Consider the following 21,635-nt stretch of genomic DNA (forward strand, 5'->3'; position numbering starts at 1 on the left):
GAGTGCCTATTCTGGAATGTACAAGTGTTGCAGTTGTCCCGGCGAGGCCACGCGGAAGCTGAAGATGCCTCCCGCCAGTGGCTCCCGGCTCAATTCTTCGGCTGACAGGCCCTTGCGGGCGGTGGTCACGAATACGGTGCGCAAATCTTCACCGCCGAAGGTGACCTTGGTGATATTCGAACACGGCATGTTGATGGTGTCCAGCAGTTCGCCGGATGCCGCATAGCGCTCGATGCGTGCGCCGCCAAACAGGCCGACCCACAAGGCGCCGTCGGCGTCGACCGCCGTGCCGTCCGGGTAGCCGCTGCCTTCAATGCGCACGAACACGCGCTTGTTGGACAGGTTGCCCTGCTCGTCCAGGTCAAACGCGTAAATGGTTTTTTCCAGCGTGTCCGTATGGTAGAAGGTACGGCCGTCCGGGCTGACGCACGGACCGTTGGTGATGACGTAGCCGCCATCCTTGTGCTGCACGGCTTCGCCGGCGGCGTGGCGATACAGCGCACCGCTGGGCGCCTCCTCGGCGTTGTCCATGGAGCCAAACCACAGCGCGCCGTGGCGGTCCACATAGCCATCGTTGAGGCGATTGCCCGGCAGGTGTGCTTCCAGCGGCTGCAGCGGCGTCAGTTCGCCGGTCTCGAACGAGAAGCGCTCGATGCGGCCCGGCAGGCCGCAGACGAAATCGCCGCCGTGCATGGGCAATGCAAAGCCCACTTCATCCGGCACCGTCCAGCTCTGGCGACGGCCGCCATCTTCGGCGCAGCGGTGAATCGCGCGCTGCTTGATGTCGACGAAGTACAGTGCCTTGTCTTCCGCGTGCCATACCGGGCCTTCAGCCAGCGTCGCGCCCAGAGGCCAGATGCACTCAGGCTGATAGAGATTCATGCTCCATACCATCCGGCGTCGACGAAGTAATCGCGGCCGGAGCAGCGTCGTGCATTGTTCGAGGACAGGAACAGCGCCATGGCGGCGATGTCTTCCGGTTCCACGCTTTGCGGCAGCACCTGTGCGTCCAGGATCGCCTGGCCGGCTTCCGGCGAGTGCCACAGTGCTTTTTGGCGCTCGGTCAGCACCGAGCCCGGAATGATGGTGTTGACACGAATGCCGTCCTTGCCCAGATCACGCGCCAGGCCACGGGTCAGGCCTTCGATGGCTGCCTTGGCGGTCATGTACAAGGTCAGATCCGACAGCGCCAGGTGCCACGAGATGGAACCGAAGTTCAGGATCACGCCGCCGCCGGCCGCCTTCATGCCCGGCGCCACCGCCTGCGCGCAGAAGAACTGGTGGCGCAGGTTGACGGCCAGGCTGTCGTCCCAGTATTTAGGGGTGACGTCCTGCACCTTATGACGGTTATCATTGGCCGCGTTGTTGATCAGGATTTCAATCGCGCCATGGTCTTTTTCGACCTGCGCGATGACATTGGACAGCGCTCCCAGATCGGTCAGGTCGCAGTGGATGAACTGCGGCGCAAACTTCGCGTCTTTCAGGCTATCCGCCAGTGCTTTCGATGCATCGACGACGATGTCAATGAAAAACACCTGCGCGCCTTGCTTAACGAAGGCATCCACGATACCGGCGCCAATGCCTGTGCCACCGCCAGTGATCAGAACCCGCTTGCCGGCGAGGTCCGGGTAGGTCGCGTAGACCAAAGTTTGCCCCATCTTGTTTCTCCTCCTGAGATATTGTTTTGTTTTAGTTGAGCAGGCCGCGCTGGGCCAGATTGCGATACAGGGCACGCACGCCGAAGGTCCACGGCGCTGCGGTGGTGCTGAGTTGTACGTGATTGACCAGCATGCCCAGCGAAGGGCTGCTGATGCTGACGCGGTCACCCAGCTTGTGGGTGAAGCCGGCGCCCGGCGCGCCACGGTCTTTGATCGGCGAGAACATGGTGCCGAGGAAGAGCATGAAGCCGTCCGGATATTGGTGGTGCGCGCCGCTGGTCTGCGACACCAGGTCGAGCGGATCGCGGCTGATTTCGCGCATGCGGCTCTCGCCGTCCAGTCGGAATTCATCTTCCGCGCCTTCGATCAGCAAGCGCAGTTCCGCATTGCGCACGGTGTCGATGGTGAAGCGTTCGTCGAACAGGCGGATGAACGGACCGACGCCGCACGAGGCGTTGTTGTCCTTGGCCTTACCCAGCAACAGCGCGCTGCGGCCTTCGATGTCGCGCAGGTTGACGTCATTGCCCAGCGTGGCGCCGACGGTTTGCGCGCGGCTGTTCACGGCCAGCACAATCTCCGGCTCCGGGTTGTTCCATTTCGATTCCGGGTGCAGGCCGACGTCGGCGCCGAAACCGACCGCCGACATGGGCTGCGATTTCGAGAACACTTCCGCGTACGGGCCGATGCCCACTTCCATATATTGCGACCAGGCGCCGCGCGCGATGAATTCCTGCTTCAGCTTTTCCGCTTCCGGCGAACCTGGCTTGATAGCGGACAGGTCGGCGCCGATATCTTTCAGCAGCGAAGAACGCAGTTCGTCGGCGCGCGCCGGATTGCCGCCCGCCTGTTCTTCGATCACGCGTTCCAGAAGGCTGACGGCGAAGGTCACGCCGCAGGCCTTGATGGCCTGCACGTCGCACGGCGCCAGCAGGCGCACCGGCGCATCGGTGCCACGCAAGGCGGCTTCGATCAGCGCTTCCACCCGGCCGAGCGACTCGCCTTGCGCAGCGCGCGCGAAAGCGGCGGCATCGTCGTGGTCCAGCAGATCGGAGACGGTCGCCGCTTGCGCGGTGATGTCGAATACTTCGCCCTGGCGCACCACCACCACACTGGGGCCATTGACGTCATTCCGCCACACGCGGCCTACCAGCAGGGCGTCCGACAGGTCGGCGGGGAGATGCGCCGCAACGGGCGCGTGGTTCAGCGTATTTTTCACAGAATATCCTTGTCTCATATGGCTGGTTTCGTGTCACTACCAGGCTGGCCGCTCAGGGCATTTTTGTTGCACCTACCATCTTATTACCCTAAAATGAATAGCGCTAACATTTTATGAGTGTGAAGGAATTATGCGATCAAGTCAACACGCTTTACCCCGTTATTTCAGCGCCATTGTGATGGCTGGCCTGATGCAAACGGCAGCCGCCGGATCGTCTGCACAGACGACGACACCAGCGCCTTCACACTGGGTGGCGAGTTGGGGTGCGGCGCAGCAAATCGCCGAATCGAACAACGAGCTCGCGGCCGAACACTGGCGCGACGCCAGCATGCGCCAGGTGGTCCATCTCACTCTGGGCGGCAAACAAATTCGGGTACGTGTCAGCAATGTATATGGCACCGCACCATTAACACTGGACGCGGCCAGCGTTGCGCTGGCGCAGACGGCCGGCGAGGCAGGCATCCAGCCCCCTACCCTGCGCGCGCTGACCTTCGGTGGCCGCGCCAGTGTCACCATTCCGGCCGGCGCGGAATACTACAGCGACGCCGTCGCCATGGAGATCAGACCGGCCGCCGACCTGGCGATTTCGCTGTACTTTAAAGGCGAACCGGCACGCCAGACCTCCCACAGTGGCGCGCGCGCCACGACTTTCCTCGCCAAAGGCAACCGCGTGATGGACGCTGTGTGGGCCGATGCCGGCAAGGTCACGCGCTGGTATGCGATCAGCGACGTGGAAGTGCAGGCGCCGCGCAGCGTCGGCGCGCTGGTAGCAATCGGTGACTCGATCACCGACGGCTACGGCGTGCCGTCGGATACCAACACCCGCTGGACCGACGTGCTGGCCGCGCGCCTGCGCGACAATAAGGACACACTGGGCGTGGTCAATGCCGGCATTGGCGGCGGGCGCCTGCTGAAGGACGGTCTTGGCCCGAATCTGGTCTCGCGCTTCGACCGCGACGTGATAGCGCGCGCCGGCGTCACCCATGCGCTGGTGATGATCGGCGTGAATGACTTCGGCATCCAGCACCGCAACGGCCCGGACACGCCGGCCGACCGCCAGCAACTGCTGGCCGACCTGAAGGCAGGATACCGGCAACTGGCCGAACGCGCACACGCGCACGGCATCTGCCTGATCGGCGGCACCGTAACGCCGTACGTCGGTAGCGACTACTATCACCCGGAACAGGAAAACGAAGCGGACCGCCAGGAGCTGAACCAATGGATACGCACTGCCGGCGTGTTTGACGCCGTCGCCGATTTCGACGCCACGCTGCGCGACCCGGCACAGCCTTCGCGCATCAAGCCGGTGTACGATGGCGGCGACCACCTGCATCCATCGCTGGCAGGGTATCGCGCGCTGGCGGAAACCTTGCCGCTAGCCGCATTGCGGCGCCAATGCGGAGCCGCCAAATGATGGCCGACTTCTACGCGGCAGCGATGGCGCGGACTGCGCGGATCGCGCTGTCCGCCTTCGTTGCCGTGGCGCCTGGCGCGGTGCGTGCAGCGGACGCCGCGTCGCCGGCCACCTACACCAATCCGATCCTGAGCGGCTTCCACGCCGACCCTAGCATCTGCCGGGTGGGCGGCGACTACTACCTGGCCACCAGCAGCTTTGAATACTTCCCCGGTGTGCCGATTTACCACAGCAAGGACCTGGTTCACTGGCGCCAGATCGGCCACGCGCTCACGCGCGCCAGTCAACTGAACCTGACGCACACCCGCAGCTCGCAAGGCATCTACGCGCCAACGCTGCGCTGCCACGACGGCGTGTTCTATATGGTGACCACCAATATGGAGGGCGGCGGCGCGTTCTACGTGCATACCAAAGACCCCGCCGGCGAATGGTCGGAACCGGTCTGGCTGAACGACCCGAGCTTCGCCATGGATCCGTCGCTGTTCTTCGACGACGACGGCAAGGTCTATTACACCCGACACGGCGGCGGTGAACACGGCGGCGTCTACCAGGCGGAAATCGACCTCAAAGCCGGCAAGCTGCTGGAACAACCGCGCCTGATCTGGTCCGGCACCGGCGGCGTGTGGCCAGAAGGTCCGCACCTATATAAACACAACGGCCTGTATTACCTGATGATTTCCGAGGGCGGCACGTCATATAACCACAGCCTGACAATGGCGCGTTCATCATCGCCATTCGGGCCTTTCACGGCCAATCCGTCGAATCCCATCCTCACGCATCGAGACCACCCTGAACTCCCGCTACAAGCGACAGGCCACGGCGACCTGATACAAACGCCGGAAGGCAAATGGTGGATGCCGCTGCTGGGCATACGCCCGGTCGACAAGCTTCACCACCTTGGCCGCGAAACGCTGCTGGCGCCAGTTGCGTGGAATGATCAGGGCTGGCTGGTCGTCAACAAGGGCCAGTCGCTGACGACCGAGATGGCAGCCGATGGCCTGCCGCCCTCTTCGCCTTGGCCGATGCAAGCTGTGCGTGATGATTTCAGCGCGTCCCGACTTGGCCTGCAATGGACGCTGCTGCGCGGTCCCGGCGACGGCCTGTGGTCATTAGCCGACCGTCCCGGTTACCTGCGTCTGAAAGGCAGCAGTGTCACCATGAACGACATCGCCCAGCCGGCGTTTGTCGCGCGGCGCCAGGAACACATGCGCATGCGCGCCGCCACGCAGCTGGAATTCCAGCCAGGCGACGCTGCGCAGGCGGCGGGCCTGGTGCTGCGCCAGAATGAAAAGAACTACTACGAACTGCGCGTGACCGGCACCCCGGAACGCCGCGTGGAACTGGTGGCGCGCACCGGCGGCGTCACCACGCTCAAGGCGGCGGCGCCACTGCCGCCAGGGCCTGTACAGCTGCAAGTGGAGTCGTCGGCCAACCAATACACGTTCAGTTTTGGCAGCGGCGACGGCCCGCTCAAATTGATCGGCACTGTTCCCACCGCACCGCTGTCATCAGAATCGGCGGGCGGTTTTACTGGCGTCTTTATCGGCATGTACGCCGAAGGCGCGGGGAAGCAAACCATGCCGGCAGCAGATTTTGCCTGGTTCGATTACACACCGCTGGAAAAATAAAACGATATGAGACAACCCGTTATTGCCGCCGGGGCCATGTTGCTGGCCCTGCTCTGTCACGCCCTGCCCGCGCAGGCGCTGGGCCAGAAAAAACTGGCCTGGTTCGATCAACCACCCGCCGATGCGGTGACGGTGGCCCGCAACGGCCAGGCTGCGCGGCTGTATGTCGATTCGTCCGATCATGTCGGCGTGCTGCGCGCGGCGGGCGATCTGCAGTCTGATATCGCCCGCGTCAGCGCGGCGAAGCCGGCGCTGATCAAGGACGGCAAGCCGGCGGGCGCGGATGTGATCATCATCGGCACCATCGGCAAGAGCGCGTTGATCGACCAGCTGGTTGCCGCCGGCAAGCTCGATGTGTCAGCCATCAAGGGCAAATGGGAAGGCTGGCAGGTACAGACCATCATCACGCCGCTGCCCGGCGTGGAACGCGCGCTGGTGATTGCGGGCAGCGACAAGCGCGGCACCATCTACGGCATCTACGAGATGTCGGAGCAGATTGGCGTCTCGCCGTGGAACTGGTGGGCCGATGTGCCGGCGCCGAAACATGCAAGCCTTTATGCCTCGGCGCCCGCTGCGGTCAGCGATGCGCCGGTGGTGCAGTATCGCGGCATCTTCCTCAATGACGAAGCACCGGCGCTGACCGACTGGGTCAAGCAGCGCTACGGCGGCTTCAATCACCAGTTTTACGAGAAAGTCTATGAGCTGATCCTGCGCATGCGCGGTAATTACCTGTGGCCGGCCATGTGGGGCAAGGCGTTCTACGATGACGACAAATTAAACGGCAAGGTGGCCGACGACTACGGTGTTGTCATCGGCACCTCGCACCACGAGCCGATGATGCGCGCGCATGACGAATGGCGCCGTTACGGCGGCAGCAAGCCGTGGGACTACAACCGCAGCGCCAATACCCTTCGCGATTTCTGGACCCAGGGACTGCGCGCGTCGCAAGGCCAGGAGAAGCTGATCACGCTGGGCATGCGCGGCGACGGCGACGAGCCGATGTCGGAAGGCGCCAATGTGTCGCTGCTGGAGCATATCGTCAGCGATCAGCGCAGCATTATCGCCAGGGAGATCAATCCGGACGTGACCAAGGTGCCGCAGGTATGGGCGCTGTACAAGGAGGTGCAGGAGTATTACGAGAAAGGCATGCGTGTGCCGGATGACGTCATGCTCTTATGGTGCGACGACAACTGGGGCAACATCCGCCGCCTGCCAACCGCCGAGGAGCGCAAGCGCGCCGGCGGCGCCGGCATCTACTATCACTTCGACTATGTCGGCGGTCCACGTTCGTACAAGTGGCTCAACGTCACGCCGCTGCCGAAGGTGTGGGAACAGATGCATCTGGCGTGGCAGTATCAGGCGAACAAACTGTGGATCGTCAATGTGGGCGACCTCAAGCCGATGGAAGTACCGATTGAGTTCTTCCTGACCTATGCGTGGAATCCGGAAGCCTGGCCTGCCGAGCGTCTGCCTGACTACCTGAAGCTGTGGGCGACGCGTGAATTCGGGCCACAATATGCGGACGATATCGCCGACATCGTGGCCAAGTACACCAAGTACAACGGCCGCCGCAAGCCGGAGCAGCTGGAGCCGAACACTTACAGCCTTGTGAACTATAACGAAGCCGCAAGCATCGTCGCGGACTACAACGCCATTGCGGCGCGGGCGGAAAAGATTTCCGCCGCGCTGCCGGCCAACCAGCGCGATGCGTTCTATCAGCTGGTGCTGTATCCGGTGAAGGCCAGCGCGGTGTTGAATGAGTTATATGTGACGGCGGGCCTGAATCAGCTTTACGGATTGCAGGGCCGCGCGTCGACCAATGACCTGGCAACGCGGGCGCGCGCCTTGTTTGCGCAAGATGCGGAGCTGGTGCGGCGTTATCACGAGGATATCAGCGGTGGCAAGTGGAACCATATGATGTCGCAGACGCACCTGGGCTACACGTACTGGAACCAGCCGCCGCGCAACGTGATGCCGCCGGTGACCGAGATGCAGGTGCCGAAGGAAGCGGATATGGGCGTGGCGGTGGAAGGCAACGCGCAGGTCTGGCCTGGACCGGGCGGCGAGACATTGGCCCTGCCCGCGCTGGACGTATTTGAGAAGAAGGCACGGTTTGTCGATATCTTCAATCGCGGGCAGCAGGTGTTTGACTACAAGGTATCCGCCAGCGAACCATGGATTACGCTGGATAAGCCGGCGGGCAAGGTGGCGCGCCAGCAGCGTGTAATGGTGGATGTGCGCTGGGCGGAGGTGCCGGATGGCGTGCGCAGCGCAACGCTGACCATCTCGGGCGCCGGCGGCAAGACAACGGTCGCGGTCCCGCTGCGCAAGCCGGCTGGCGCGGCGGCGTTGAAAGGCTTTATCGAAGTGGGTGGCGTGGTGTCGATGGAAGCGGAGCACTATACGCGGGCGGTGGTGGCCGACCAACGCGCGTGGCAGCGGATTCCGGATCATGGCCGCACGTTGTCCGGCATGACGGCGCTGCCGGTGGATGCGCCGGCGGATGAGAAGCCGCGCATGCGGCTGGAATATGAGATGCAGCTATTCAGCGCCGGGAAAGTGGCGGTGCAGGCGACGCTGGCGCCGACGCAGAAATTCAAGCCGGGTGCTGGTCTGCGTTACGCGATTTCGATTGATGACGAAGCGCCACAAATCATCAACATCCACGCAGACAGCAGCGAAAAAGCGTGGGAGCGCACTGTCTCGGATGGTGCAACGGTGCTGACCTCGCAGCACCAGATTGACAAACCAGGCAAGCACACGCTCAAGTTCTGGGTGGTGGATGCAGGACTGGTGCTACAAAAACTGGTCGTCAATGCCGGCGGCCTGCACCCGAGCTACCTCGGCCCGCCGGAGAGTCCGCGCCAGTAAGCGGCACGCGTGGCGAATGTGGCGGGACATTCGCCATCTGGCTGCGAGCTACATCTAACGCACATCCACCTTGCACAGTCCCTTTGGCGTCCAGTGATGGACCAACGTGGTCGGCGCGAGGGATGGGTCGTGCAGGATCAGCGCAAAGCCTTTGCGTGGCTCGGGTCCCGGCGTCATCAACAGCATGGGCGGGCCGGCGCGTACCACCATGGTATTACCTGGTCCACGGGCCACCTGCACGCCATCCGGTGTTTCGAGGCAGGAGTCGCCGCTGACTGCGTAAAACGCTTCCGGCCCCGAATGCACGTGGAGCGGTGCAGTCATGCCGGGGCTGAAAGTAGACTTTAAGAACTCCGCGTCGTACAGCGTATTTTTATCGACCGGAATAGGACCTACTTGTGCAACGCGCTCTCCATTGCGCGGAGGTGGCGCGGACCGCCCGACGGTAAACAGCCAGATGCCGCCAAACGCCCGTACAACCGAACCGCTACCGACCAGGTCCTGTTGGGCGGCTTCCACGCTGGGATACTTGTCCAGGTTCCAGTACACGGAGTCGACGCCAAGCTTGCCCAGGCTTTGGTGGGAAAGAAGACACGCAGGCCCCGGCAGATCATCCTTGCCGCCGCCGTCCTCACATTGACGGGACGTGGCCTGCGCCAGCGCAGGCGTGCCGACGCTGAAGCCTATCCACGCGATCAACGCATAACCAACCCGTCTGAACATCCGAATGTTTGCCATGAGACGCTCCTCGCGATCATGCTGCCAAATGGCTCGTGGCCGCTGCCGGCACACGAGAGCTGTATATATTCGGCAGTTTACATCAGATGCGTTCCGACCTTAACGCGGCGGCATCGCGTTGATGGCCGCGGCGATCGCATCGCGCAGCGGCTTGGCGCGCAACTGATCGTCGAAAGGCGTCGGCCGCATCTTCAGTCCATCGGTGCGCGGCGCCTCGTCCCAGGTCTGCAGCCAGTTAAAATTATCCGCCATGCCCCACATCAGGAAGTCCTTGCACTGGCGATAGCTGAACGTCACATCCAAATAATCCTTGGCCAGCGCCGCCACGCCAGCATCCCGTTTGGCCACATCGCCAGGCAGCTTGCGGTCATTGACGTCAAACTCGGTCACCAGCAGGTCCAGCCCCATGCCGGTCACCTCATCGAGGAAGCGGCGCCATTCGCGCTGCTGGTCGCCCGTCCCCATCTCATCCCACGAGCCGATATGACTCTGCAAACCCAGCGCATGCACCGGGGTGCCGCGCGATTTCAGGTCATGCAGCAGCTTCAATACGCCCGCCCGATGCTTGGTGCTGCCCGTATCAGGCCGCATGTAATCGTTATAAACCAGCTGCGCCTTCGGCGCCCGCTCATGCGCCACGCGGAACGCCAGATCCATCTGCTCCACCGCGCCCAGACGCTCCGTGAAAACATTCACGCGCAAGCCGCCGGTCTTCGGGTCCACCGCCTCATTGACCACGTCATAGCTATGAATCGCATCACCAAAATGATCGCACACTGCCACAATATGCTTGCGCAGCAGCGCTTCCGCGGCCTGCGCAGGCTGCGTGCCGAAGTCATAGGCATTCACCCACTTCGGCAGCCACTTCGCATCCTGCCAGATCAGGTTATGCCCGCGCACCAGCATGCCCTGTGAGCGTGCCCACGCATACAACTCGTCCGCCGGCCCAAACTCATAGGCGCCCTGACGCGGCTCCAAAGCCTGCCACTTGCCTTCATTCTCGGCCACCAGCATATTGCACTCGCGGGCCATCAAGGCCGTGTAGCCGGGATTGTGCAAATGGTGGCGGCTGAGCGCATTGCCGACATTGAGGCCTTTGCGTTTGCCCAGCACTTTCAAGGGTTCCGGCATTTCTGCCGCATGCAAAGGCAGCAAACCGCCAGCCGCCATCATCGCCAGAATCGCGCGTCGGGATATCTTCATTTTTGTCTCACTCCTCGTTGGAATTGTTTGCTAACATCGTGGCATAATGAAATGGTTACGCTATCATAAAAACGGAGACAAGATGCGAATTAACTTTCCGGCCGCGCTGGCAGCGCTGCTGCTGACGCTCTGCGCGACAGCGGCAGTTGCCGACGAAGACGGCTACGACCTGTGGCTGCGCTACCGCCCACTGGACCGCACCGCGCAGGCCAACGTGCAATCGCAAGCCCGCAGCATCGTGCTGCCAGGTGCCTCGTCGCCGACCACGCAAGCCGTCGTCGCGGAACTGCAACGCGGGCTGGCCGGCATGCTCGGTAGAGCACCGGCGCCAGCATCGCGCATCACCGATGGCGCTCTGCTGCTGGCCACGCCCGCGCGCCTGCCGGAACTGACCACCGCCGCATCGCCGTTGCGCGCCGAACTGGCCACGCTGGGCAACGAAGGCTACCTGCTGCGCCAGACCCGCGTGCAAGGTCACAGCGTCACACTGATCGCCGCCAACACTGACATCGGCCTGCTGTACGGCGCCTACGCGTGGCTGCGCGACGCAGGCACCGGCGCGAAACTGGAAGCGTCGTCCGCACCCAAGCTGTCACTGCGCCTGCTGAATCACTGGGATAATCTGGACCGTACCGTGGAACGCGGCTACTCCGGCCAATCGATCTGGGACTGGTGGGCGCTGCCCGATATCAAGGACCAGCGCTATACCGACTACGCCCGCGCCAACGCCTCACTGGGCATCAACGGCACGGTGCTCAACAACGTCAACTCCAAGCCGGAAGTGCTGACCGCGCCGTTCATCGCCAAAGCCGCCGCCGTCGCCGACGTGCTGCGCCCTTACGGCATCAAGGTCTACCTGTCGGCCCGCTTCTCGACGCCGCTGGAATTGAAAGAGACCAGCACCGCCGATCCGCTGTCGCCCGAAGTGCGAGCATGGTGGCAGCGCAAGGCCGATGAAATCTACAAGACCATTCCCGACTTCGGCGGCTTCCTGGTCAAGGCCAACTCCGAAGGCCAGCCTGGCCCGCAGGACTATCACCGCACCCACGCCGACGGCGCCAATATGCTGGCCGCCGCCTTGGCGCCACACAAGGGCATCGTCATGTGGCGCGCGTTTGTCTACGCACCGAAAGGCGCGCACCTGGCCGACGACCGCGCGCGCCAGGCCTACGAAGAATTCAAGCCGCTGGATGGCGCCTTTGCGGCCAACGTGCTGGTACAGGTGAAAAACGGCGCCATCGACTTCCAGCCGCGCGAGCCGTTCCACCCACTGTTTGGCGCCATGCCGAAAACGCCGCTGATGATGGAATTCCAGATCACCAAGGAGTACCTGGGCTATTCAACCGACATGGCCTATCTGGGCACGATGTTTGAAGAGACGCTGGAAAGCGACACCAAGACCGCTGCCGGCAAAGTCGCCAACACCTTGAGCGGCATGGCCGGCGTGGCCAACATCGGCAGCGATCGCAATTGGGCTGGTTCGCAGTTCGACCAGTCCAACTGGTACGCCTTCGGCCGCATGGCCTGGAACCCGCAAGCCAAGGCGCGCGAGGTCGCCGCCGAATGGGCCGCTCTCACCTTCGGCCCGGACAAACGCGTGGTCCCGCCCATCGTCGACATGATGATGCTGTCGCGCGAAACGGTGGTGAACTACATGACGCCACTCGGCCTGCACCACATCATGGGCACCGGCCACCACTTCGGTCCCGCGCCATGGGTCGATAACCTGGAGCGTCCGGACTGGAATCCGGTCTACTATCATCGCGCCAGTCGCGACGGCATCGGCTTCGACCGCACCGCCAAGGGCAGCAACGCGTTGGAACAATATGCGCCGGAGATCGCCCGCCAGTACGCCGATCCCAAAACCACGCCGGAGCAGTACCTGCTGTGGTTCCATCACCTGCCATGGGACTACGCCATGCCTTCCGGCCGCACGCTGTGGGCCGAATTGCTGACGCGCTATGACCAGGGCCTGACCGATGCACGCTCGCTGCGCGCGCGCTGGGTGGCGCTGAAACCACTGATCGACGCACGCCGCTACGCGGAAGAGGAACAGCGCCTGACGCGCCAGGTCAACAACGCCATCCTGTGGCGCGACGCCTGCATCGCCTACTTTCAGTCGGTGTCCGGCCTGGCGCTGCCGCCCGGCGTACAAGCCCCAGCGCACCCGCTGGATTACTACAAATCGCTAAGCTACCCCTATGCGCCGGGTCGTGGATAAGCCCCGCTTGTGGTAAAGTCCGGGGCTTAACTTAGCTTTATATTTATTGAGGACAGATGACGAAATCCAAGGTGAAACCGGCGCCGGTACCGGCCGTGCAGAGCCGCTCGCAAGCGCCGACCATGGCCGATGTGGCCGAACTGGCAGGCGTATCCCCGATGACGGTGTCGCGCGTGATGAACGGCGATACCAACGTCCGCGAGAAAACCCGCAACCGCGTCGATGCTGCCGTTGCTGCCCTTAACTACGTCCCCAATCAGGCGGCGCGCCGCCTGGCCGGCTCGCGCCCGATCCGCGTCGGCTTCCTGTATTCGAATCCGTCCGCCGGCTATCTGAGCGAATTCCTGGTTGGCCTGCTGAACCAGGCCAGCCCGAATAACGTGCAGCTGGTGGTAGAAAAATGCGAGGCCGATGAACACGGCGTCGAACAGGCGCGCCGGCTGATCGCCAATGGCGTCGACGGCATCATCCTGCCGCCGCCGCTGTGCGACGTGCATAACCTGATCGACCTGATTGCCACTTCCGGCACGCCGGCGATTACCGTCGCCTGCGGCCAGCCCGACCCGCGCGTCGGCGGCGTCAGTATCGATGACTACCAGGCTGCGTATGCGATGACCTGCCACCTGATCGCGCTGGGTCACCAGCGCATCGGCTTCGTTATCGGCCATCCGAACCAGAGCGCCAGTGCGCGCCGCCTGGCCGGCTTCAGGGCCGCCATCGCCGAGAAGCACGTGCAAAGCGCGCCAGAACTGATCGTGCAAGGCCAGTTCACCTACCGTTCCGGCCTGGATGCGGCGGAGTCGCTGCTGGGACTCGCGCAACGCCCGACCGCCGTCTTCGCCAGTAATGACGATATGGCCGCTGCCGTCGTGGCCATCGCCCACCGCCTGGGCCTGGACGTGCCGGGCGACCTGACAGTGGCCGGCTTCGATGATACCGCGCTGGCCACCACCATCTGGCCGGAGCTGACCACCGTGCGCCAGCCGATTACCGCCATGGCGGAAGAAGCGGTGCAGTCGCTGGTGCGCCTGATCCGCGCCCAGCGCAACGGCACGCCGGAGGCGCCGGAACACGTCGTCACCAAACACACGCTGGTTCGCCGCCAGTCCGACGCCGCGCCGCGCCTGAGGCCATCGGCCAAAATCGCCGGCAAAGCTAAATAATCACCTTACATCACTGACGCCCATGAAAAAAGCTGGCCTGCTGCTTCTGTCTTCCACAGTGTTTGCACTCTCCGCCCATGCGGCGCCGAAAGCCACCACCGCCACCGGCGCGGTGGAAGGCGTGGCGGAAGCATCCGGCGTCACCGCATACAAGGGCATTCCCTATGCGGCGGCGCCAGTGGGCAAGCTGCGATGGAAGGCGCCGCAGCCGGCGGCCAAATGGAAAGGCACGCGCAAGGCCGATCACTTCGGCGCGCGCTGCATGCAGCTGCCGCTGTTTAGCGACATGGTGTTCCGCTCCGACGGCGTCAGCGAAGACTGTCTGTTCCTGAATGTCTGGACGCCGGCCAAGTCGCCGAAGGAAAAGCTGCCGGTGCTGGTCTACTTCTACGGTGGCGGCTTTGCGGCCGGTGACGGCTCCGAGCCGCGCTACGACGGCGAAAGCATGGCGACCAAGGGCGTCGTCACGCTGACCATCAACTACCGACTCAATGTGTTCGGCTTTCTGGCGCATCCGGAGCTGAGCAAGGAGTCGCCGCATCATGCGTCCGGCAATTACGGCCTGATGGACCAGGCGGCAGCGCTGCTGTGGGTGAAGAAGAATATCGCGGCCTTCGGCGGCGATCCAAAGCGCGTGACCATCGCCGGCGAATCGGCCGGCTCTTTCTCGGTCAGCGCGCAGATGATCAATCCCCAGTCCAGAGGCCTGTTCGCCGGCGCGATTGGCGAAAGCGGCTCGCTGCTTGGCCTGATGGCGCCCGCGCCGCTGGCGGCCGGCGAGCAAGGCGGCTTAGGCTTCGCACAAAGCATCGGCAAGCCAACGCTGGCCGAACTGCGCGCGCTGCCCGCCGAGCAGCTGCTGGAAGAGACCAACAAACCTGGAAAATGGTTCTCGGCGGTGCAGGACGGCTACGTGATTCCGCGCTCGCCGGTGGTCATGTACGCGGCGGGCGAACAAGCCAAGGTGCCGCTGCTGGCAGGCTGGAATTCCTACGAAGGCCACTACAAGCAAATCCTCGGCGAGGCCGAACCGACCAGCGAAAACTTCGCCGCCGCATTGGAAAAACTGTACGGCGACCAGGCCGCAGCCGCGCAGCAAGCCTACAGCGGCGATGTCAAACAGGCGGCGACGGCACTGGCCAGCGACCGCTTCATCGCCTACGGCACCTGGAAATGGATAGACAGCCATGCGCGCACCAGCGGCAAGCCGACCTACCGCTATTACTACACGCATCCGCGTCCAGGCCAGGAAGGCGCCGGCCACTCGGTAGAAATCGAATACGCGCTGGGTAACCTGCCAGGTAATAAAGTATATGCATGGAGCGCAGAAGATTATGCGCTGTCCGCACAGATGCAGAGCTACTTCGCCAATTTCATCAAGACCGGAAATCCCAACGGCGCAGGCCTGCCGGAATGGCCGCAAGCCAGCGCTGGCATGGGCTCCCGCTTAATGCAACTGGATGTCGTCTCAAAAACTATCACAGCCAGCGACGACGCGCACTATCAATTTCAAGAGTCGCAGGCAAAACGGTAACAACGGTTTGTATTTTATTGTATCAGCAGGTAATCGATTGCAAACCTGCTATACAATTTATCCTCTTATCTTGAGGAAACATAACCAATGCAGAAGAAACTTGGCTTCCTGGCCCTGTGCCTGACAGTTTCCGCCTACGCGGCGGAACCTTTCGACGACAAATTCCGTCAACTCGAAGAAATCCTGCCGACTCCAAACGCCTACCGCACCGCATCCGGCGCACCAGGCCATGCCTACTGGCAGCAGCGCGCTGATTACACCATCAGCGCCTCGCTGGACGAAGCCAAGCGCGCCCTCACCGGTAGCGAACAAATCACCTATCACAATAACTCGCCGGACACGCTGAGCTATCTATGGGTGCAGCTGGACCAGAACATCTACAAGAAGGATTCCGACGCCCGCATGATGCTGACGCAGCCATCGCGCGAAGCGTGGGCCAAGCCGGCCAATCCGGAAGACGGCTACAAGTTCGAAGGCATGCGCGGCATCCTGGCCGGCCGTGAATTCGACGGCGGTTTCAAGATCAAGACCGTGGCTGCTGGCGGCCAGCCGCTGAAGTACGTCATCAACCGCACCATGATGCGCATCGACCTGCCTAAGCCTTTGAAGTCCGGCGAGCAGTTCGTGTTCAATATCGACTGGTCCTACAACATCAACGAACAGCAAGTGCTGGGCGGCCGTTCCGGCTACGAGCACTTTGACGAAGACAAGAACGACCTGTTCGAGATCGCCCAGTGGTTCCCGCGCATGGCCGCCTACTACGACGTCTACGGTTGGCAGCACAAGCAGTTCCTGGGCACCGGCGAATTCACGCTGGAATTCGGCGACTACGACGTTCAACTGACCGTTCCGGCCGATCACGTGGTAGCTTCCACCGGCGAACTGCAAAACCCGAACGACGTGCTGACCGCAACCCAGCGTGACCGCCTGGCCAAGGCCCGCACCGCGACCGCACCGGTGGTCATCGTGACGCAGGAAGAAGCCACCGCCGCCGAGAAGTCGCACAGCACCGCCAGCAAGACCTGGCACTTCAAGGCCAGCAACGTGCGCGATTTCGCCTGGGCCTCCAGCCGCAAATTCATCTGGGATGCGCAAGGCTACAAGAAGGACACCACCGACGTGATGGCGATGTCCTACTATCCGAAGGAAGGCAATCCGCTGTGGGGCAAGTACAGCACCCAGGCCATCATCCACACCATCGACAAGTACAACAAGTACAGCTTCGACTTCCCGTATCCGACCGCGATTTCGGTCAACGGTCCGGTGGGCGGCATGGAATACCCGATGATCTCCTTCAACGGCCCGCGCCCGACCAAGGACAAGAAAACCGGCCAGCTGACCTGGTCGCAGCAGACCAAGTATGGTCTGATCGGCGTGATCATCCACGAAGTGGGCCACAACTACTTCCCGATGATCGTCAACTCGGACGAGCGTCAATGGACCTGGATGGATGAAGGCCTGAACACCTTCGTGCAATACCTGGCCGAGCAGGAATGGGAAGACAACTACCCATCGCGCCGCGGCGAGCCGCGCAACATCGTCGACTACATGAAGAGCCGCAACCAGGTGCCGATCATGACCAACTCGGAGTCGATCGCTGCGCTGGGCAACAACGCCTACGCCAAACCGGCCACTGGCCTGAACATCCTGCGCGAGACCATCCTGGGCCGCGAACTGTTCGACTATGCCTTCCGCGAATACGCACAGCGCTGGAAGTTCAAGCGCCCTACCCCGGCAGACTTCTTCCGCACCATGGAAGACGCATCAGGCACGGACCTCGACTGGTTCTGGCACGGCTGGTTCTACACCACCGATCCGGTGGATATCAGCATCGACGGCATCACCGAGTACGGCGTAGGCACGAAAAATCCGGAAACCGAAAAGGCCTGGAAAAAAGCGCAGAAGGACGCGCAGCCTATCTCCGTTTCGGAACAGCGCAACAAGGCCCTGCCTAAGCGCTTGGCGGACCATCCGGAACTGAAGGACTTCTACAACGAGCACGACGAATTCACCGTCACCAACAAGGACCGCAACAGCTACGCCGAAGCGATCGAGAAGCTGGAACCGTGGGAGAAGAAGCTGCTGGATCAGGGCAAGCACCTGTACCTGGTGGACTTCTCCAACTTGGGCGGCATGGTGATGCCGTTGATTCTGGAAGTTGAACTGAAGAGCGGCAAGAAGTACATCGAGCGCGTGCCGGCCGAAGTATGGCGCTACTCGCCGAAGAAGATCACCAAGCTGATTGTGACCGATGAACCGATGGTAGGCCTGACCCAGGACCCGTACTGGGAAACCGCCGACATCGATACGTCCAACAATTCGTGGCCACGTAAAGTCTCGCAATCGCGCCTGGAGCTGTTCAAGACCGAGCGTGACCGCAATAACCTGATGCGCGACTTCAACACGCCACTGAAAAAGGACGAGAAGAAGTGATCGCACGCCGCCTGCGCGCGGTGGTAGCAACCATGCTGGCCGCAGCCAGCATGGCCGCATCTGCCCATAACTTCCACATGGGCATAGCGGATATCAGCTACAACCAGCGCACCGGCAGCACCGAGATCGTGCACACCTATACGGGGCACGATCTCGCCGCGCTGCTGACGAATCTCTACGGCCGCCAGTTCGATCTGGGCCGACCGGACAGCGAAGCACCGCTGCGCCGCTACGTGGAAAAACAATTCACCGTCACCGACCAGGATGGCAAAAGCCTGTCGCTGCAATGGGTCGGCGCCAAGGTCGATGCCGACAGCATCATGATTTACCAGGAACTCAAAGGCGTAAAACTGACAAAAGGTAGCCGCATCCACAACGCTTTGCTGATAGACTTCCTGCCGTCGCAAAGAAACACCGTTAATGTGGAAACCGATGGCACCGTCAAAACACTCTTCTTCGATCAAGACAGCATCGATCAAATCGCCCCTTAAATATACTTTGCTGTTGGCCCTGGGTTCCGCCCAGGCCGACGACCAGATCCTGCAACGGGTCTTTGTCGATGGCTCGCGCACCAACCAGTTGGGCGTGGCCGATGCAGCCAGCGCCGGCACCATTACGCAGGACGAACTGGCGGCACGCACCGTCTACCGTCCCGGCGAAGTGCTGGAGGCGGTGCCGGGACTGGTGGTCAGCCAGCATAGCGGCGAAGGCAAGGCTAATCAGTTTTACCTGCGCGGCTTCAACCTCGATCACGGCACCGACTTGCGCACCACCGTCGACGGCATGCCGGTCAACCAGCGCAGCCACGCGCATGGCCAGGGCTGGACCGACCTTAACTTCCTGATTCCCGAACTGGCAGTGCGCCTCGATTACAAGAAAGGCCCCTACTCCGCCGAGGAAGGCGACTTTGCGTCGGCCGGCACCGCGTCCGTGGTGTACGCCAATCGCCTGCTGCACGGCGTGGCCAGCGTATCGGCAGGCCAGAACGGCTACGGCCGCGTGCTGGTCGCCGATTCGGTGGACACCCAGCGCGGCAGCCTGCTGTACGCCATCGAAGCGATGCACAACGACGGCCCGTTCACCCGACCGGACGATTACCAGAAGCTGAACGCCGTGCTGCGTTACAGCGAGGGCTACGCCAACAACGGCTTCAATGTCGCGCTGATGGCCTACAAGGCAGACTGGAATTCCACCGACCAGATTCCGCTGCGCGCCGTGCAGGACGGCCAGATCGGCCGCAACGACGCCATCGACAATACGGACGGCGGCAAGGCCCACCGTTATAGCCTGTCCGGCGCCTGGCGCCGCACCACAGACGATAGCGCGTCCAAGGTCAACGCCTACATCATCGCCAATCAGCTGGACCTGTGGTCCAACTTCACCTACTTCATGGACGATCCGGTGCACGGTGACCAGTTTGCGCAGCCGGACAAGCGCGTAACCAGCGGCGTGAATGCGTCGCACAGCTGGCACCAGCACACCGACACCGGCAACACCGAAACCACCGTCGGCGTGCAGCTCCAGAACGACAATATCTTCAACGGCTTGTACAACACGCAGGCGCGCCGCACGCTGTCGGTGACGCGGCAGGACCACATCGTCGAATCCAGCGCCGCCCTGTTCGTCGAGAACAACACGCGCTGGAATGCAGCCTTCCGCACCGTGGCCGGCGCGCGGCTGGACAGCTATCGCTTCGACGTGCAGAGCGACCTGGCCGCCAACTCCGGTAAGGCCAATGACCACTTGGTCAGCCCGAGTCTGAGCCTGATCTACGGCCCGTGGCAGACCGCCGAGGTGTACGCCAATTTCGGCAGCGGCTTCCATAGCAACGACGCGCGCGGGTCCACCATCACCATCGATCCCAAGACCGGCCTGGCGGCGGACAAGGTGCAGCCGCTGGTGCGCTCGCGCGGCATGGAGATTGGCGCGCGCACATCTTGGCTGCCTGGCTTGCAAACCTCGCTGTCGGTGTACCGTCTGGACTTCGATTCGGAGCTGACTTACGCCGGCGACGCCGGCACCACCGAAGCCGGTCCGCCAAGCCGCCGTTATGGCGTTGAATTCTCCAACTACTACAAGCCGCTGAAATGGCTGTCGGTGGACCTGGACCTGGCGTATGCGCGCGCGCGTTCGCGCGGCTACGTGGAACAAGGCAGCTACATCGCCGGCGCGATTGAAGGCACCGGGCAACTGGCCGTTACCGTGGACGATGGCGGACCGTATTCGGCATCGCTGAAGCTGCGCTACTTCGGCCCGCGTCCACTGATCGAGGATAACAGCGTGCGCTCCAGTTCCAGCATGACGCTGAACGGCCGCCTGGGCTGGAAAATCCGCAAGGACCTGCGGCTGGAGCTGGAAGCGTTCAACATCACCAACCGCCACGACTCGGCCATCGACTACTACTATGCGTCGCAGCTAAAGGGCGAAGCGGCGCCGGTGTCCGACATCCACTTCCACCCCATCGAATCGCGCTCCGTGCGGGCGACGCTGATCAAGAACTTCTAGGCGCCTCGCTCGTTCAGCATGGTGAAGCTGCGCTGGTGCCATACCGGATAAGCCGGTGGCACATCGCTGGCTTGTTCCAGAAGTGCCTTCTGCTCCTGCGTCAGCGACCAGCCGGTGGCGCCGATGTTTTCGATCAGCTGCTTCTCGTCGCGCGCGCCGATGATGACGTTGGCTACGGTTTTCTTCCCCAGCAGCCAGTTCAGCGCAATTTGCGGGATGGATTTACCGGTCTGCTCGGCCACCACATCCAGCGCATCGATGATGCGGAACAGGCGCTCTTCTTCAAAGTGCGGACCGGTGCCTGCGATGTCATGCGCTCGCGTGCCTGGCTTGGCAGGCTGGCCGCGACGGATCTTGCCAGTCAACTTGCCCCAGCCCAGCGGACTCCAGACCACTGCACCCACGCCCTGGTCTTCCGCCAATGGTGCCAGTTCCCATTCGTAGTCGCGGTTCAGCAGCGAATAGTAGATCTGGTGCGCCACATGGCGCGGATAGCCGTAGCGGTCCGAGGTCGCCAGGGATTTCATCAGGTGCCAGCCGGAGAAGTTGGAGGCGCCGGTGTAGCGCACCTTGCCATCGCGGACCAGTTGGTCCAGGGTAGACAGCGTCTCTTCCACCGGCGTGTTGTAGTCCTGGCCGTGCAGTTGCAGCAGGTCGATGTGATCGACCTGCAGGCGCTTCAGCGATTGATCGACAGCGTCGATGATATGCTGACGCGACGAGCCGTAATCGTTGGCGCCATCGCCGGTAGGGAACGTGACCTTGGTGGAGATCAGCAAACGATTGCGCTTGCCCTTGATCGCCTCGCCGAGGATTTGTTCGGCCAGGCCGTCCGAGTAGACGTCGGCGGTGTCGAACAGGGAGACGCCGTGTTCCAGACAGACGTCGATCAGGCGCGAAGCGCCGCCGGCGTCAGTACTGCCCCAGGCTTTGAAGAAGTCATTCCCACCACCGAATGTCGCGGTGCCAAAACTCAGTTCCGGCACACGCAGGCCGGACTTTCCAAGACGCTTGAAATTCATCGCAATCCTCCAAATTGGCGCGCACCACG

The 21,635-nt window shown here is 62.5% G+C and carries 15 protein-coding genes; 9 read left to right on the plus strand and 6 right to left on the minus strand.

All coding sequences use genetic code 11. The features are described from left to right. Window positions 1–6 precede the first annotated feature (6 nt). The 3 genes from HH213_RS29255 to HH213_RS29265 are packed head-to-tail and all read right to left on the minus strand — an operon-like array spanning window position 7 to window position 2,862. Entirely contained in the window at window positions 7–882 is an 876-nt protein-coding gene (locus tag HH213_RS29255) for an SMP-30/gluconolactonase/LRE family protein (protein ID WP_110849345.1), read from the minus strand. Then, a complete protein-coding gene (gene xylB / locus HH213_RS29260) occupies window positions 879–1,658 on the minus strand; it encodes a D-xylose 1-dehydrogenase (RefSeq protein ID WP_110849344.1) in 780 nt (259 codons plus the stop codon). Before xylB ends, HH213_RS29255 begins: the two co-directional genes overlap by 4 nt. A gap of 31 nt (window positions 1,659–1,689) precedes the next feature. Next, window positions 1,690–2,862, minus strand: a complete 1,173-nt coding sequence (locus tag HH213_RS29265) for a fumarylacetoacetate hydrolase family protein (RefSeq protein WP_169115498.1) — start codon at window positions 2,860–2,862, stop codon at window positions 1,690–1,692. Window positions 2,863–3,064: 202 nt separating this feature from the next. Here HH213_RS29265 and HH213_RS29270 point away from each other — a divergent pair, with 202 nt between their 5' ends. From HH213_RS29270 to HH213_RS29280, 3 genes are read left to right on the plus strand one after another with little or no spacing between them, the layout of a single operon-like run. Further along, entirely contained in the window at window positions 3,065–4,288 is a 1,224-nt protein-coding gene (locus HH213_RS29270) for an SGNH/GDSL hydrolase family protein (RefSeq protein WP_229263224.1), read from the plus strand. After that, complete coding sequence (locus tag HH213_RS29275) at window positions 4,285–5,916, plus strand: glycoside hydrolase family 43 protein (RefSeq protein WP_217363479.1); 1,632 nt, start codon at window positions 4,285–4,287, stop codon at window positions 5,914–5,916. Before HH213_RS29270 ends, HH213_RS29275 begins: the two co-directional genes overlap by 4 nt. Before the next feature lie 6 nt (window positions 5,917–5,922). Next, window positions 5,923–8,787, plus strand: a complete 2,865-nt coding sequence (locus tag HH213_RS29280) for a glycosyl hydrolase 115 family protein (RefSeq protein ID WP_169114722.1) — start codon at window positions 5,923–5,925, stop codon at window positions 8,785–8,787. Window positions 8,788–8,841: 54 nt separating this feature from the next. Here HH213_RS29280 and HH213_RS29285 read toward each other — a convergent pair whose 3' ends face one another. Both HH213_RS29285 and HH213_RS29290 read right to left on the minus strand, forming a co-directional pair. Continuing rightward, complete coding sequence (locus HH213_RS29285; RefSeq protein ID WP_169114724.1) at window positions 8,842–9,510, minus strand: hypothetical protein; 669 nt, start codon at window positions 9,508–9,510, stop codon at window positions 8,842–8,844. 114 nt (window positions 9,511–9,624) lie between these two features. Continuing rightward, on the minus strand, window positions 9,625–10,728 hold the full coding sequence (locus tag HH213_RS29290) for an endo-1,4-beta-xylanase (protein ID WP_169114726.1): 1,104 nt from the start codon (window positions 10,726–10,728) through the stop codon (window positions 9,625–9,627). 82 nt (window positions 10,729–10,810) lie between these two features. Between HH213_RS29290 and HH213_RS29295 the strand changes: the two genes are divergently transcribed. From HH213_RS29295 to HH213_RS29320, 6 genes are all read left to right on the plus strand, one after another. Then, complete coding sequence (locus HH213_RS29295) at window positions 10,811–12,949, plus strand: alpha-glucuronidase family glycosyl hydrolase (RefSeq protein ID WP_169114728.1); 2,139 nt, start codon at window positions 10,811–10,813, stop codon at window positions 12,947–12,949. Window positions 12,950–13,005: 56 nt separating this feature from the next. Then, window positions 13,006–14,112, plus strand: coding sequence for a LacI family DNA-binding transcriptional regulator (locus HH213_RS29300; RefSeq protein ID WP_110849338.1), 1,107 nt, complete (start codon window positions 13,006–13,008; stop codon window positions 14,110–14,112). A gap of 22 nt (window positions 14,113–14,134) precedes the next feature. Beyond that, entirely contained in the window at window positions 14,135–15,646 is a 1,512-nt protein-coding gene (locus HH213_RS29305) for a carboxylesterase/lipase family protein (RefSeq protein ID WP_110849337.1), read from the plus strand. A gap of 87 nt (window positions 15,647–15,733) precedes the next feature. Then, window positions 15,734–18,079 (plus strand): M1 family metallopeptidase, encoded by a 2,346-nt coding sequence (locus tag HH213_RS29310; protein ID WP_169114730.1) that lies wholly within the window; start codon window positions 15,734–15,736, stop codon window positions 18,077–18,079. Beyond that, window positions 18,076–18,570 (plus strand): DUF6702 family protein, encoded by a 495-nt coding sequence (locus HH213_RS29315; protein ID WP_169114732.1) that lies wholly within the window; start codon window positions 18,076–18,078, stop codon window positions 18,568–18,570. The genes HH213_RS29310 and HH213_RS29315 overlap by 4 nt, the downstream gene beginning before the upstream one ends. Beyond that, the gene (locus HH213_RS29320; RefSeq protein WP_169114734.1) at window positions 18,512–20,584 is read left to right on the plus strand and encodes a TonB-dependent receptor; all 2,073 of its coding nucleotides are present in this window, start codon (window positions 18,512–18,514) and stop codon (window positions 20,582–20,584) included. The genes HH213_RS29315 and HH213_RS29320 overlap by 59 nt, the downstream gene beginning before the upstream one ends. On the opposite strand, the gene HH213_RS29325 is transcribed toward HH213_RS29320, so the two are convergent. Beyond that, window positions 20,581–21,606 (minus strand): aldo/keto reductase, encoded by a 1,026-nt coding sequence (locus HH213_RS29325; protein WP_169114736.1) that lies wholly within the window; start codon window positions 21,604–21,606, stop codon window positions 20,581–20,583. The genes HH213_RS29320 and HH213_RS29325 overlap by 4 nt on opposite strands. Window positions 21,607–21,635 lie beyond the last annotated feature (29 nt).

Origin of the sequence: Duganella dendranthematis (assembly GCF_012849375.1) — a bacterium.
Taxonomy (GTDB): Bacteria; Pseudomonadota; Gammaproteobacteria; order Burkholderiales; family Burkholderiaceae_D; genus Rugamonas; species Rugamonas dendranthematis.

Coding starts and splice junctions, on each gene's coding strand:
- HH213_RS29270 (WP_229263224.1), top strand. CDS start 3,065: ATGCAAACGGCAGCCGCCGGATCGTCTGCACAGACGACGACACCAGCG.
- HH213_RS29310 (WP_169114730.1), top strand. CDS start 15,734: ATGCAGAAGAAACTTGGCTTCCTGGCCCTGTGCCTGACAGTTTCCGCC.
- HH213_RS29255 (WP_110849345.1), bottom strand. CDS start 882: ATGAATCTCTATCAGCCTGAGTGCATCTGGCCTCTGGGCGCGACGCTG.
- HH213_RS29275 (WP_217363479.1), top strand. CDS start 4,285: ATGATGGCCGACTTCTACGCGGCAGCGATGGCGCGGACTGCGCGGATC.
- HH213_RS29305 (WP_110849337.1), top strand. CDS start 14,135: ATGAAAAAAGCTGGCCTGCTGCTTCTGTCTTCCACAGTGTTTGCACTC.
- HH213_RS29325 (WP_169114736.1), bottom strand. CDS start 21,606: ATGAATTTCAAGCGTCTTGGAAAGTCCGGCCTGCGTGTGCCGGAACTG.
- HH213_RS29290 (WP_169114726.1), bottom strand. CDS start 10,728: ATGAAGATATCCCGACGCGCGATTCTGGCGATGATGGCGGCTGGCGGT.
- HH213_RS29295 (WP_169114728.1), top strand. CDS start 10,811: ATGCGAATTAACTTTCCGGCCGCGCTGGCAGCGCTGCTGCTGACGCTC.
- HH213_RS29280 (WP_169114722.1), top strand. CDS start 5,923: ATGAGACAACCCGTTATTGCCGCCGGGGCCATGTTGCTGGCCCTGCTC.
- xylB (WP_110849344.1), bottom strand. CDS start 1,658: ATGGGGCAAACTTTGGTCTACGCGACCTACCCGGACCTCGCCGGCAAG.
- HH213_RS29285 (WP_169114724.1), bottom strand. CDS start 9,510: ATGTTCAGACGGGTTGGTTATGCGTTGATCGCGTGGATAGGCTTCAGC.
- HH213_RS29300 (WP_110849338.1), top strand. CDS start 13,006: ATGACGAAATCCAAGGTGAAACCGGCGCCGGTACCGGCCGTGCAGAGC.
- HH213_RS29320 (WP_169114734.1), top strand. CDS start 18,512: ATGGCACCGTCAAAACACTCTTCTTCGATCAAGACAGCATCGATCAAA.